The organism is Butyrivibrio sp. M55 (genome assembly GCF_900116865.1).
GTDB lineage: Bacteria > Bacillota > Clostridia > Lachnospirales > Lachnospiraceae > Butyrivibrio.
The window spans coordinates 20309-31610 of sequence record NZ_FPCD01000025.1 but is presented as its reverse complement, the minus strand read 5'-3'; the positions used below and the strand labels follow the sequence as shown (position 1 = coordinate 31610).

The following is an 11302-nucleotide window of genomic DNA, read 5'->3' as shown; positions in this document are numbered from 1 at the left end:
GCTGGTTCATACGCCTCATCCTGTATTATCGTGTGTTTTTGATTCAAAAACTCACGCGCCTCTTCAAGCTCAGAAATATTATCCTCACATTCTCTTATCTTCTGATGTAATCTCGCTATATCTGAATGAATCCCCATTATTGTTTTCCTCCGATTTTTTCAACAGTAAGACTATCGCTTATAATCTTATCCTGCTCAATCATGCTGTCTCTGAGCGTAAGAAGAGCTCTTGGAAGAGAGTCTGCTGTTTCATGTCTATATAAGTCTTGTGTTTTGTAGACTTTTTTTAGAATCTCATTCATTTTTCTTCCAACGTCAGTTCCTTCCATAACATTCATTATTCCAAGTGGTTCATCCGAAAGAACGCAGCTTGCAGCTGCACTTTGCATATTATCAACAATATTCGTAAACACGTTGGTGTCCATGAATACTTCTTTTTCTGCTCCCATACTTAATACTCCTCACCAATACATTTTAAATAATTATTAACATTCTATCATGCAGAATACTCTTTATCAATGTTAATTCGTTATCGATTGTTTTTTTATGAACTCGCGCAGAAATAGATGAAAAATAAGATGTATAGAGGTATCTATAACTATATAGATGTATAGATGATTTCCAATTATATAATAAGATTCAGATTGATTTATTTTTACAGATGTATTAACATTATTTTGTTATTTGAATTCCCAGCTTTAGACTTATGTATTTTCCATAAGATATGTAAGTCCCCAGAAGTTCCTTAACTGGTATTTGTGCCACAAAGAACTCAAGGACCTATTAGCCACTCTCTCATATGCTAATAGGTCCCTTTTATTACTTTAATATGTGATTGGTCAATTTAATCCGATGATTATTGGTCAAAATCTCCCGATGAAAATTGGCGATTATTCCCCGATGCTAACATAATAAAGCCCGGGGATATATTTCTTGACGATTATACAAATAATCTCATAGAACTTACACAGATAAAAGGTCTAGTACCGATTAAGATTCTTAATGGCGTCAATGACACTCACGGATCTTGGAAGGGAGCAAGAATTTCAGCTTTTTCCGATGCGTCAGAAATTGCTACTACGATCCTTGGAATATCCTTTGTATCAAGATCTGCGTAAAAAAATAAAAAGTAAAAAACAACATTTACCCTTTAAAAGGGCATCAGGTTGGAGGCTTATGACTTGCCAAGAGACCATGCCCTTTACAGGGCTAAATGGAGAAAAAATGGATAAAACAAAATTGTCATATGATGAGATTAGAGCTCTTTCACAGACTGATGCAGCAGCCATTGCCCTTGAGAGCATAAACGTAAAAGGCTATGATGTGTATTTCATTGATTTTGGTCCTCTTCGTGGGTACAGCTATCTTGTATTCAAAAATAATCACCAGATCATTGATGATTTTGGCAATCTGCATACCTATATTTATGAAGAAAAAGGTCTTGCAGGACTCAGACAGTGGTATATTGATACCCTAAACACTAAGCTCTTCACAGAAGAAGAGTTTATAGAGCCACTTAAGAGCTATGATGACTATCAGCAGAAAAGCTATTTCCTTCATAACTTCTATGCAAAACAGCATGATCACATATCTATGTTCTTTATAGGCAATGATAACGAAAGAAGAAAAAAGACGAAAGATATGCTCCTTAACCGCGTAGGATTTTGCTACATGGACAAAAGTCTTGCTTCCTTCGTTGATAGGCACTATGCCCTCAGAGACGCACTTAATATGCAGAAGGAGCGCGTTGCTGATAACTATGAGTATCAGAAATCAGCATTCCTTTATGAAATGTGGAATCATGAGTATGCGATCAATTATCAGGGCGACTGGGATGTTCTATCAGTATTTGGCACTGTATCCTATGAAGATGCTATGGTTAATTTAAACAAGTGTTTTGATGATCTTAAGTTTACCGAAACTCAGAGAAGGGCATATATAGATGCACGAACTGAATACAATAGGAAACAGCAGCTGGCTTGACATTAACTTTATCAAAAAAGAAGCCACAAAACAGAGAGCATTTTGCATAGCGGGATATTATGAAATTTCTCTAAATGTTCTTGAACAGAAAAACCAGCTAAGATATTATAATATTAAAGCAATGTAACAACGAAAATGAAACGAATAGTCCCTGAAGGGCTGACTGATTACTTTTTATCAGAAGATGCCCTAAATGGGTTATCTTCTGATTTTACATAATACAAAAACACATAATATTGAAGGGAGATAATCCAAATGGACAATAGTTTTACGCCATATGATGATGCTTTCCGAACACTGATAACAGATGCACCGATCACTCTCATACCTTTGATAAATGAGATGTTTAAGGAAAGCGGTATTCATTTGTTGGGAAGAGAAAAGCTGAATTTATCAGCAAATGAGATTTTTCTAAATCAGCAGAACGGAGAACAAGCAAAGCGGATAACAGATTCTTCATTTACAATAAGTGATGGAGAACATGTTCGGAGATTCCATATCGAATGCCAGAGCACTACTGATGGAACAATGGTTATCAGAATGTTTGAGTACGATGCGCAGATTGCACTTAATGATGCACGCAACACATCTGATACAGAGCATTTAGTAGTAAATTTTCCGGAATCAGGTATCCTGTATCTTAGATCTAATGAAGATACACCTAAATATGTCACCACGACGATTAAGGTTCCGGGCGGACAACAGGTAACGTATAAGATTCCGACGCTTAGTATATCCAGTTATTCTGCTGAGGATATAATCGAGAAGAAATTATACTTTTTGATACCTTTTTATATCTTCAATTATGAGAAGACATTTGATGATATTATTAAAGGCAATGAAGCTATCTCTGCAAAGATGATCTCAGACTATAAGCTTATAGCTGGTTCTTTGCAGAAAGCATTAAAAGATGAAGCACTTAAGGAACTCGATATAATAGCAATTTCGGGTATGTTTAAAAAGGTCATGGAGCACTTGACTGTGGGCCATGAGATAGTAAGGAAGGAGGTCTTAGATAATATGGGTGGAACAGTATTAGATTATCCGGCTAAGACTGCATATAATGAAGGATTGACTGAAGGCGCTAAAAGCGGAGTTGCTCAGATGCGTATTCGTGCAGTTCAAAAAATCATGGAAAAATATAATGTTTCTCTTGAAGAAGCATGTGATGCTTGTGATTCAACCGTGGAAGAATATTACGAAGCGGTTGAATTGTTGAAAAATGAAGATGAAAATATCTAAAATGGTTATGGAATTCTTCTTATAATGTAAGGAGAATTCCGTCTTCGTTAACCAAGCTTCAGGATACAGAACTTGGTAACTTTCTTAGGTTTGTCCATACCGGTGAGCCGACAGATAAATTTACAGATGCGTTACTAAATGAAGTAAATACAGTTAAAAGAAATGAGAAGTGAGAGGTGGAGTATATGACACTTCTGATGAAATTAAATGAAACGAAGCGAGAAGGTTTTAAACATGGAGATGCGCAAAGAATAGTTCGTGCTGTTAAAAAAGTTATGAATAAATATCAATTTTCGCTTGAAGAAGCATGCAATGCTTGCGATTCAACTGTGGAAGAATATTACGAAGCGGTTGAATTGTTGAAAAATGAAGATGAATTTATGTAGAACAGTTAAAGCTTTCTTCTTAAATAAAAGGAGAAAGCTATTTTTTGGTCAATTTTTTAGCTGGTTTAAACTTCATCAGTTGCAAAAAAATACGCATTTAGTATAATATTAGTAACGTCAAATAATACACGTAAAATATTAAAGAGTCATGGCTATTTTACCATGGCTCTTTTTTGCGCTATATATCTATCTACTAAAAATCCGCCGAATCCGGCGTTTATATAAATCACCAAAAAATTCAAATCAAATAAGGAGGAATCAAAAATGAAACTATTTGACATTGATGGGCAGATATCTCTTTTTGATGAGAGCCTGTTCTCAATTCACACGGTGAAAAATGAGACACGAGAGCTAAAAAAATTTGAAGCCTGGGAAACAGTTGATGGAGAAGTATATATCGCCATTGATAACAACGACACGCTCTGTGTTAAGGGCTTTGGCCTTACACAGGAAAAAAAGTGTTCCAATCAGACGGTCGCAGAAGCATTGTTCAATGATATGAAGCTTAAGTTTATAACTCAAGCTTGCATTAATGCTATTACAGGCAAAAGAGGTTTTAAACGCCTTGATGTTTGCTCATTATCAGCATGCGTGTAGAGCAAAGTTTGACAAAATGCTATCTACATACATTAGGAAAAAACATAAGCAATTATATGTAAACAGTGGCTTGGCTATGGTGAAAACTGTAGCCAAGCATAAGCAGACTGATATGGATAGGAAAGGAAAAGGATGAGAGACAATAATTTGATAATAGACTGTTTTGCCGGAGGCGGAGGTGCATCTGTAGGCATCGAAATGGCATTAGGCAGACAGGTAGATATCGCAATAAATCATGATCCGCAAGCAATCTTAATGCATAAGACAAATCATAGAAAAACACTTCATCTTACTGAGGATATTTTTAAGGTAGACTTGCAGAAATACGTAGGAGATAGGCACGTATCATTAATGTGGGCAAGTCCTGATTGTACTTCGCATTCAAAAGCTAAAGGCGGTCAACCAAGAAAAAATGGTTTGCGCATACTCCCATGGGCGGTATATAAGCATGCCGCAAAGATTCTTCCGGATGTAATCATCATGGAAAACGTGGAAGAGATACAACAGTGGGGCCCACTTGATGAAAATGGATATCCGATCAAAGAAAGACAAGGTGAAGAATATAAACGTTTTATTGCTTCCATGTGTGCATTAGGGTACACCTTTGACAGCAGAGAGTTGATTGCTGCTGATTATGGTGCACCGACAACCCGTAAGCGGTGGTATGCGATATTCCGAAGAGATGGCAAACCTATTATCTGGCCGGTTCAGACGCATAGCAAGGACGGTATCATGGGTAAGAAGTGGAAGCCTTGCGGAGACTATATTGATTGGTCAGATCTAGGAACATCTATTTTTAACAGGAAAAAGCCGTTAGCAGATAAAACAATGAATCGCATAGCTAATGGTATACGCAAGTACATAGTAGAGAATCCTTCTCCTTATATTGTAAAGGATAAAAGAGCTGTTTCGTACATGATCCAGAATCATGGGAAGACCAGAGAAGGTGATCCAAGAGAATATTTCTTGGCAGAACCGATAAAAGCTCTTGATGCAAGTAACACAAATGCGCTTGTATCATGCTTTATCACTAAATTCTACAAAACAGGAATAGGGCAACCATGCGTAGAACCTTTGCATACAATCACAACATCCGCCGGACATTTCGGTCTTATATCAGCATTTTTGATTAAGTACTACGGAACAGGCGGCGGGCAGCAATTAACAGAACCGCTTGCTACGATTACAACTAAAGACAGGTTTGGACTTGTAAATGTTGTAGTTGAAATAAACAAAGAGAAATACATTATTACAGACATTTTTCTTAGGATGCTTAAACCTGAAGAGCTTAAAGTAATGCAAGGCTTCCCGAAGGATTATGTGATAGATCGTGATTACAGATGGAAAAAATATCCTTCAACCGAGCAGGTAAAACGAATCGGAAATTCAGTCGTTCCGATAATGGCTAAAGCAATAGTTGAAGCAAATTGTAGCTACTTGAAAGAAGGAGAAAGATTTGCAGCACCTATACTGACAATCCCAGACAATGGGCAAGTATCATTTGCATAAATACACAACAGCAGTTTCCCGCTGTCAAGATAGCTCCCACCCCTGTTATTAAAAGAAAGGTGGGAGCAGAAAGTGAGGATGAATTTATGACAAGAGAAGAAAACATCAAGGCAATACTTGAATGTAATTTTGTAGGATTTAAGGAAGAGATTATAAATATTGCCACAAAAAGGATTTGTGAGTTGGATCAAGAGCCAAAGACAAATGATGTTATATCAAGCAGGGAGGAATATAGGGAATTGGCGGTTGCGTGGATTCCTGTCAACGAAAGGACGCCCCAAGATACTACGCCTGTCAACATTACATGGGTAAACCACAAACCTGCGGTATATTACGCAAGCATCAAAGATAAACCATTCACGGCAACTGCTTGTTATTGCCCTGCTAACGGCAAATGGTATTGGTATTCAGTAACGTGCAAGGATTATCTGGATGAATACAATCATAGCGAATCGGACTCTATGGATGATGAAATAGAGGTTATAGCGTGGGCACCATTACCAAAGGAATACAAGGAGGGGCAGAAATGAACATTTTAAACGATACAGAACATCGAATCTTCTTATCTGCAATGCAACGTGAAAAAGATATATGTAAAAAGGAAGACGATTTAGAAGATAGCGGTGTTAAGTTAGTTCCTGTTTGCGAAAGCATAGAACGTAAGGTAAATGAGGCAATCAGCCTTGAAGCATATAAGCAAGTAGCAAAAGAACGTGACATAGCGATTGATCAGTTGCACGAGCTTGGCTATGAGTTTGGCGAGAAGATCGAGGCAACTGCTAAGAAACCCTTGGATGTTCAAGATACAAATGTCGGGAACATATTAACCATGATAAGAGGAGAGATAATGTGGTTATATAATGACCGTCCTGCTGAGTATTGCCATCAACAAAGAACGGAATTTTTAGAGGGAGTTCTAAAGATTATTGATAAGTACAAACAGGAGGGCGAAGAATGAAAATAGGCTGTACACGTTGCCCCCACGCAGGGCATATCGAATTAAAGGAATGTGTAGACGCATACACTGAAGTAGCTGAACATTGCGGAGCATATAACCATAATGAGCTCGATGAGAAGATAGATCAAGAGCCTGTCTCGAATACGCCAAGAAACATGGCACAAGGGCTCTTATTAAAGAAATGGACGACTGCAATATCTGGAGGTATATCGCGTGATACTAAAGCTTTACACGTTTAGGAATATGCAGATTCATAAGGAAAAGAGTGCAGAGTTCTACGAAGGAAGAGGTGTATAACATGATAAAAGACATTCAGATAGCCGGACAGATAACACTGTTCGACTATCTCGGGAGTCTCGCGCAGAGTATTGAAGAAGAATTTGATCCTCTTCTCAGATTTGCCGCAGGACACTTAGGAAGTTATGTTGGAAGCAAGGAAAGAGTGTTAGAACTCTTCATAAACGGCGCTTCCAAACAAGAAAAGATAAAGAAACTTAAAGATGAATTTGGCATTGGCGGTTTTGCAGGATATAGGTTTACGCCCGATAACACATACGCCCTTCACGGAGCATCCTACGATGCAAAAGGCATAATTGTCGAGTGGTACGAACCAGGCAAGGTAAAAGCTGATTATAATACCAACAAATATTCCTATGCAGAGCTTGTAGATGCCATTGAAAAGCTCTTTAAGGAAGGGAAATACAATGAAAGAGAGGAAAATATATGAGCACAAGAGCTATTATCGCACTTCCCGTAAAAGGCGGGTATGAGACTTGTTGGAACTGGAATGACGGCGGCCCTTCTTATCTTGGGAAAGAACTCAGGACTTATTTTAAAGATGAGGCCTCTGTGAAGAGCCTTATCCAGACAAAAAGTTTCTCAACAATCCTTGGGCCAAGAAGCATAAACGACTATATGAAAGAGGGCGACAGAGCAGAAGCACTTCCAAACGGTCGTTATCTATTGCTTCACAAATACCAGGGAGGCGTCATTGACGGCGAGGGAGACAATGCATTCTTCAAGACTATAGATGATATGCTTCAGTGCGATATCAACTATGTGTATGTCTTCGAAAATGGCAAATGGAAGACATATAAGTAATCTTATTTTTGACACTATACACCCCTTATATGGGAACAACTAAGACACTGTTCCCTATGGGGCAGTGTCGGAAAAGAGGAAATATGTTATTAGATATAAAACTTGATACTACTTCAGAATATATGACTGATGCAAGAAAATGGCCCAAGCCTATATGCGATGTCATGGTAGAGTGCGATGCTCTTATTGATATGGCAAGATTTATTTTTGGCAAGGAAGATCACGACGGTTATGTTGATAGCTACGCTATCATCGAGCCTGAAAGAAGACTTGTAACAGAGTTTCTTGTAATCTTCAAGGATTTGAATGGGAGCCAGGAGGATATCACTATTAAGGTGTCCGACGTTGCTGATTCCGTAGAGTATTATCTTAAGCTCGAAGATCAGGGAGGCGAAGAGTTCATAAAGTTTATCGCATCAGCTTGCTGCGAGTTAAATTCACAGAGAATGGCCGCTTCTTCGAACATGGTAGAAGTAGTAGAGAAATTTTTAGAGGATAGAAATATCCGTATTTCTACATCAGATGAAGAGATGATAGCTGCGGGAGACAACCCCAAAAACAATTCTTCAAGATTTTACGGCTCAGATTACAGCGAACTTGTAGAAGCCTTTGAAGACATTCAGGGGATATCCCCTCAGAGAACCCAGATCGACAGGATCAAGGCTCTTTCTGTTTGGCAGAAGAAATACCTTCCTGATAAAGATTGCTTCTACACACTTCTGTATGATGCAGGATTTACCAGAAGGCAGATAGAATATGCCTGCGGCGAGAATGCAGCAGAAGCAGCCAGTAAATACTGGGAAGAACATGGATTCATTACTAATAAATAATAGTCAATCAAGAGCTTTTCCTTCGGGAAGGCTCTTTTTTGCTATCTATGGGTGTATTATTTGTATTGGTAGAAATATATGCTCATAATATTATGATAAACACAAAGTGTATTTAAAAAGGCTTCTCTGACTAAAAAACAGAGCAATCTGATAACTTTTCACGTAATAGCTGAACTACAATGAGCTACTTTGTTCACTTTTTCGTTGCATTCCGTCCCAGATAACACCTATAATTAGATTCAGGCAAACACATCTGTGTGCCAAAGTTCAAATTTGTCCTATGATATATCTGCTTAATATGCGGTTTAGAATTCCTAAGCATTCAAATCATAGGCTAGTTCAAAAAAGTTTTTCCCTTACACCCCGAAAAGGGGCTAAAAACATCCATGTGACATATGGAATAAAAGTAAAAATATTAAGTCGCAAACCTTTCTTACGCAACTATAAAATTAAGGAGGAAACTATTATTAGCCATGAAAAGTGAACTACCACGCACCTAAAGATACGCGGCTTCCTGCTTCAACCACTACTGCGCAGGTTACAAATTAACTGTAACGATACGTCTTACACAGTGTCCACAAGCTTTAAGTTTGGGAGGTTCCAGCCCTACTGTATTTATATCCTACGCTGACTGTAAGATGCGAAGGCCCTCATTTCTTATGTTGATGGCAGCATTATGGTCACGGTCGATGGTAAGTCCGCAGCTGCATTTGTAGATACGCTCATTAAGAGCAAGTCTCATACGGCAACCACAACAACTGCATAACTGTGTTGAAGGAAACCACTTATCAACTTTAACAAAGTGCTTACCCCTGTCGGCAAGTTTGTATTCAAGCATATTGAGGAACATGCCGTAACCGTTATCCATAGTTGCTTTACCATTACCAAAACCTTTATTGGATAAAGAACGCATGTTAAGACTTTCCACACAGACTACATCATACGAATTGGTTATCTTCGTAGAGAGTTTATGCAGGTTATCAAGCCTTTGGTTTGCTATATGTTTATGGATCCGATTTATCTTAAGCTGCTGCTTACGGTAATTGTTGCTTCCGATAGTTTTATTCTTAAGTTTGCGCTGTTCTTTGGCAAGTTTAACATAACTCTCACGGTAATATTTGTGATTAGAACCAACATTACCGTTGGAATCCATGTACAAACCGTCAGACTTATAATCTAGCCCAATAGCTTTACCGGATGTCGGGACAATGTAAATGAGTTTATCAAATTCAAACAGACAGGAAACGTAAAACTTACCATCACTGTCCATAGAGACAGTGGCAGACTTAAGTTTCCAGTCAGGCAGAGGTTTTCTATGGATCTTAGCTTTAACAGTACCGACTTTTGGCAGCTTAACTGCATTATCCGAAACCGAAACCGTGCCGTTTTGGTTGATGGTCATATAAGACTTACGACTGTGCTTGGCAGACTTGAATTTAGGAAATCCACCATTCTTTTTAAAAAATGAGTCATAAGCACTATCAAGGTTTCTTAAAGCCTGTTGCAGGGCAATAGAGTCAGCTTCCTTAAGCCATACAAACTGACGCTTGAGAGCAGTAAGGCCAAAAGCGGTATCGTTATAATTTAAGGATGTTCTATCAGCTTTATAAGCAGCCATGCGCCAGTTAAGTGCCTGGTTATACACAAAACGGCAGCATCCAAAACATTTAAGGAAATATTCAGTTTGCTTTTTAGTGGGATATAACCTATATTTGATGGCTTTATTCATACTTTTATTATAGCAAACACACGTTCTTGAAGCAATATACAAGGCTCATCCCATCACCTGAAGGTAATGGGATGAGCCTACAAAAGAGAATGGTGGTTTTTATAAAAAGTTTATATATATATCCGAAATTTTTCTTGTTTGCTTATTGATATTCCTACCCAAGAACGTTTGGGCGGTTACAGATTATGATGGTAACGGAATCATTACTCATGATGAAAAAAAGAGATACTACTTAGAAGTATATGGCGTCGATATGGATGCTCCTGATGCTGTTGAACAAATGCAAAATGCTATGGATACATTAAGCGAAAAATATAACACAGACAATACAAATAATACATCAAATTCAGGCGCAGACAACGCAAGTGAAACAGAAAAATCAAATGCAAACAAAGCGTCAAATTCAGACAAAAAAAATGTAGAAAAACCAAAAACTGCTGATAGCTCTCCAAAAAAAGAAACGCCTACCCCTTCTTATACATCGACAGTAACAAAAGAACCCACTTGTACAGAGGAAGGCGAGAAGACTTATACATCTGATCTTGGAGATTCTTACACGGAAGTTATTCCCGCGCTCGGTCATAAGCCTGGCGATTGGACAACTGAAAAAGAGCCTACTTGCACCGAGGAAGGTAAAAAAGTCCGCTATTGCACAGTTTGTGGCTAAAGTAGTAGAAACCATGGTAATCGATAAACTTCCGCATACCGAAGGTGATTGGGAAGTAGTACAAAAGCCAACACTCATAAAAACAGGGTTAAAGGTCAAAAAATGTACCATATGCGGTGAAGTCCTTGAAGAGAAAGTTATCCCTGCAAACACTACACTTCTTTACATTATTATCAGTTCCGGAGTTGCAGTTTTAGTAATCATCGCCTTGGGCATTATCACATATAAACGAAAACATTAATTTTTTTAATATTTGTATTGCATTTATTACGCCGTTGATGTATGATAATAGCATAATAAA

Annotated in this window: 15 protein-coding genes; 13 read left to right on the top strand and 2 right to left on the bottom strand. The window is 38.1% G+C overall.

The window, feature by feature from the left end:
* Positions 1–136: 136 nt before the first annotated feature.
* A complete protein-coding gene (locus BM398_RS16405) occupies positions 137–448 on the bottom strand; it encodes a hypothetical protein (RefSeq protein WP_092339323.1) in 312 nt (103 codons plus the stop codon).
* 775 nt (positions 449–1223) lie between these two features.
* Between BM398_RS16405 and BM398_RS16400 the strand changes: the two genes are divergently transcribed.
* The 11 genes from BM398_RS16400 (at position 1224) to BM398_RS16350 (ending at position 8605) form a co-directional block, all read left to right on the top strand.
* Positions 1224–1982, top strand: coding sequence for a hypothetical protein (locus BM398_RS16400; RefSeq protein WP_092339320.1), 759 nt, complete (start codon positions 1224–1226; stop codon positions 1980–1982).
* Positions 1983–2237: 255 nt separating this feature from the next.
* Positions 2238–3224 carry a hypothetical protein gene (locus BM398_RS16395; RefSeq protein ID WP_092339318.1) on the top strand — a complete coding sequence of 329 codons (987 nt, stop codon included), beginning with the start codon at positions 2238–2240 and terminating at the stop codon, positions 3222–3224.
* 185 nt (positions 3225–3409) lie between these two features.
* Positions 3410–3610 carry a hypothetical protein gene (locus BM398_RS16390; RefSeq protein ID WP_092339316.1) on the top strand — a complete coding sequence of 67 codons (201 nt, stop codon included), beginning with the start codon at positions 3410–3412 and terminating at the stop codon, positions 3608–3610.
* Positions 3611–3874: 264 nt separating this feature from the next.
* Positions 3875–4207, top strand: a complete 333-nt coding sequence (locus tag BM398_RS16385) for a hypothetical protein (protein ID WP_092339314.1) — start codon at positions 3875–3877, stop codon at positions 4205–4207.
* Positions 4208–4339: 132 nt separating this feature from the next.
* Positions 4340–5716 carry a DNA cytosine methyltransferase gene (locus BM398_RS16380; protein ID WP_092339312.1) on the top strand — a complete coding sequence of 459 codons (1377 nt, stop codon included), beginning with the start codon at positions 4340–4342 and terminating at the stop codon, positions 5714–5716.
* An 86-nt stretch (positions 5717–5802) separates the two neighbouring features.
* A complete protein-coding gene (locus tag BM398_RS16375; RefSeq protein WP_092339310.1) occupies positions 5803–6246 on the top strand; it encodes a hypothetical protein in 444 nt (147 codons plus the stop codon).
* Positions 6243–6674, top strand: a complete 432-nt coding sequence (locus BM398_RS16370; protein WP_092339308.1) for a hypothetical protein — start codon at positions 6243–6245, stop codon at positions 6672–6674. The genes BM398_RS16375 and BM398_RS16370 overlap by 4 nt, the downstream gene beginning before the upstream one ends.
* Complete coding sequence (locus tag BM398_RS16365) at positions 6671–6913, top strand: hypothetical protein (RefSeq protein ID WP_092339306.1); 243 nt, start codon at positions 6671–6673, stop codon at positions 6911–6913. Before BM398_RS16370 ends, BM398_RS16365 begins: the two co-directional genes overlap by 4 nt.
* Positions 6914–6972: 59 nt before the next feature.
* Positions 6973–7401 carry a hypothetical protein gene (locus BM398_RS16360; protein ID WP_092339304.1) on the top strand — a complete coding sequence of 143 codons (429 nt, stop codon included), beginning with the start codon at positions 6973–6975 and terminating at the stop codon, positions 7399–7401.
* Positions 7398–7775 carry a hypothetical protein gene (locus BM398_RS16355; RefSeq protein ID WP_092339302.1) on the top strand — a complete coding sequence of 126 codons (378 nt, stop codon included), beginning with the start codon at positions 7398–7400 and terminating at the stop codon, positions 7773–7775. The genes BM398_RS16360 and BM398_RS16355 overlap by 4 nt, the downstream gene beginning before the upstream one ends.
* A gap of 83 nt (positions 7776–7858) precedes the next feature.
* Positions 7859–8605, top strand: coding sequence for a hypothetical protein (locus BM398_RS16350; RefSeq protein WP_092339300.1), 747 nt, complete (start codon positions 7859–7861; stop codon positions 8603–8605).
* Between the two features lie 622 nt (positions 8606–9227).
* On the opposite strand, the gene BM398_RS16345 is transcribed toward BM398_RS16350, so the two are convergent.
* Positions 9228–10334: an RNA-guided endonuclease InsQ/TnpB family protein gene (locus BM398_RS16345; protein ID WP_092339325.1), complete on the bottom strand. Its 1107-nt coding sequence runs from the start codon at positions 10332–10334 to the stop codon at positions 9228–9230.
* 253 nt (positions 10335–10587) lie between these two features.
* On the opposite strand from BM398_RS16345, the gene BM398_RS16340 reads away from it, so the two are divergent.
* Positions 10588–11001 (top strand): hypothetical protein, encoded by a 414-nt coding sequence (locus tag BM398_RS16340; protein ID WP_092339298.1) that lies wholly within the window; start codon positions 10588–10590, stop codon positions 10999–11001.
* Between the two features lie 13 nt (positions 11002–11014).
* Positions 11015–11242 (top strand): hypothetical protein, encoded by a 228-nt coding sequence (locus tag BM398_RS16335; protein WP_139233845.1) that lies wholly within the window; start codon positions 11015–11017, stop codon positions 11240–11242.
* Positions 11243–11302 lie beyond the last annotated feature (60 nt).

Bases quoted from the DNA above. Each gene is read 5' to 3' on its own strand.
- BM398_RS16405 (WP_092339323.1), bottom strand. From the start codon at position 448: ATGGGAGCAGAAAAAGAAGTATTCATGGACACCAACGTGTTTACGAAT.
- BM398_RS16400 (WP_092339320.1), top strand. From the start codon at position 1,224: ATGGATAAAACAAAATTGTCATATGATGAGATTAGAGCTCTTTCACAG.
- BM398_RS16395 (WP_092339318.1), top strand. From the start codon at position 2,238: ATGGACAATAGTTTTACGCCATATGATGATGCTTTCCGAACACTGATA.
- BM398_RS16390 (WP_092339316.1), top strand. From the start codon at position 3,410: ATGACACTTCTGATGAAATTAAATGAAACGAAGCGAGAAGGTTTTAAA.
- BM398_RS16385 (WP_092339314.1), top strand. From the start codon at position 3,875: ATGAAACTATTTGACATTGATGGGCAGATATCTCTTTTTGATGAGAGC.
- BM398_RS16380 (WP_092339312.1), top strand. From the start codon at position 4,340: ATGAGAGACAATAATTTGATAATAGACTGTTTTGCCGGAGGCGGAGGT.
- BM398_RS16375 (WP_092339310.1), top strand. From the start codon at position 5,803: ATGACAAGAGAAGAAAACATCAAGGCAATACTTGAATGTAATTTTGTA.
- BM398_RS16370 (WP_092339308.1), top strand. From the start codon at position 6,243: ATGAACATTTTAAACGATACAGAACATCGAATCTTCTTATCTGCAATG.
- BM398_RS16365 (WP_092339306.1), top strand. From the start codon at position 6,671: ATGAAAATAGGCTGTACACGTTGCCCCCACGCAGGGCATATCGAATTA.
- BM398_RS16360 (WP_092339304.1), top strand. From the start codon at position 6,973: ATGATAAAAGACATTCAGATAGCCGGACAGATAACACTGTTCGACTAT.
- BM398_RS16355 (WP_092339302.1), top strand. From the start codon at position 7,398: ATGAGCACAAGAGCTATTATCGCACTTCCCGTAAAAGGCGGGTATGAG.
- BM398_RS16350 (WP_092339300.1), top strand. From the start codon at position 7,859: ATGTTATTAGATATAAAACTTGATACTACTTCAGAATATATGACTGAT.
- BM398_RS16345 (WP_092339325.1), bottom strand. From the start codon at position 10,334: ATGAATAAAGCCATCAAATATAGGTTATATCCCACTAAAAAGCAAACT.
- BM398_RS16340 (WP_092339298.1), top strand. From the start codon at position 10,588: ATGGATGCTCCTGATGCTGTTGAACAAATGCAAAATGCTATGGATACA.
- BM398_RS16335 (WP_139233845.1), top strand. From the start codon at position 11,015: ATGGTAATCGATAAACTTCCGCATACCGAAGGTGATTGGGAAGTAGTA.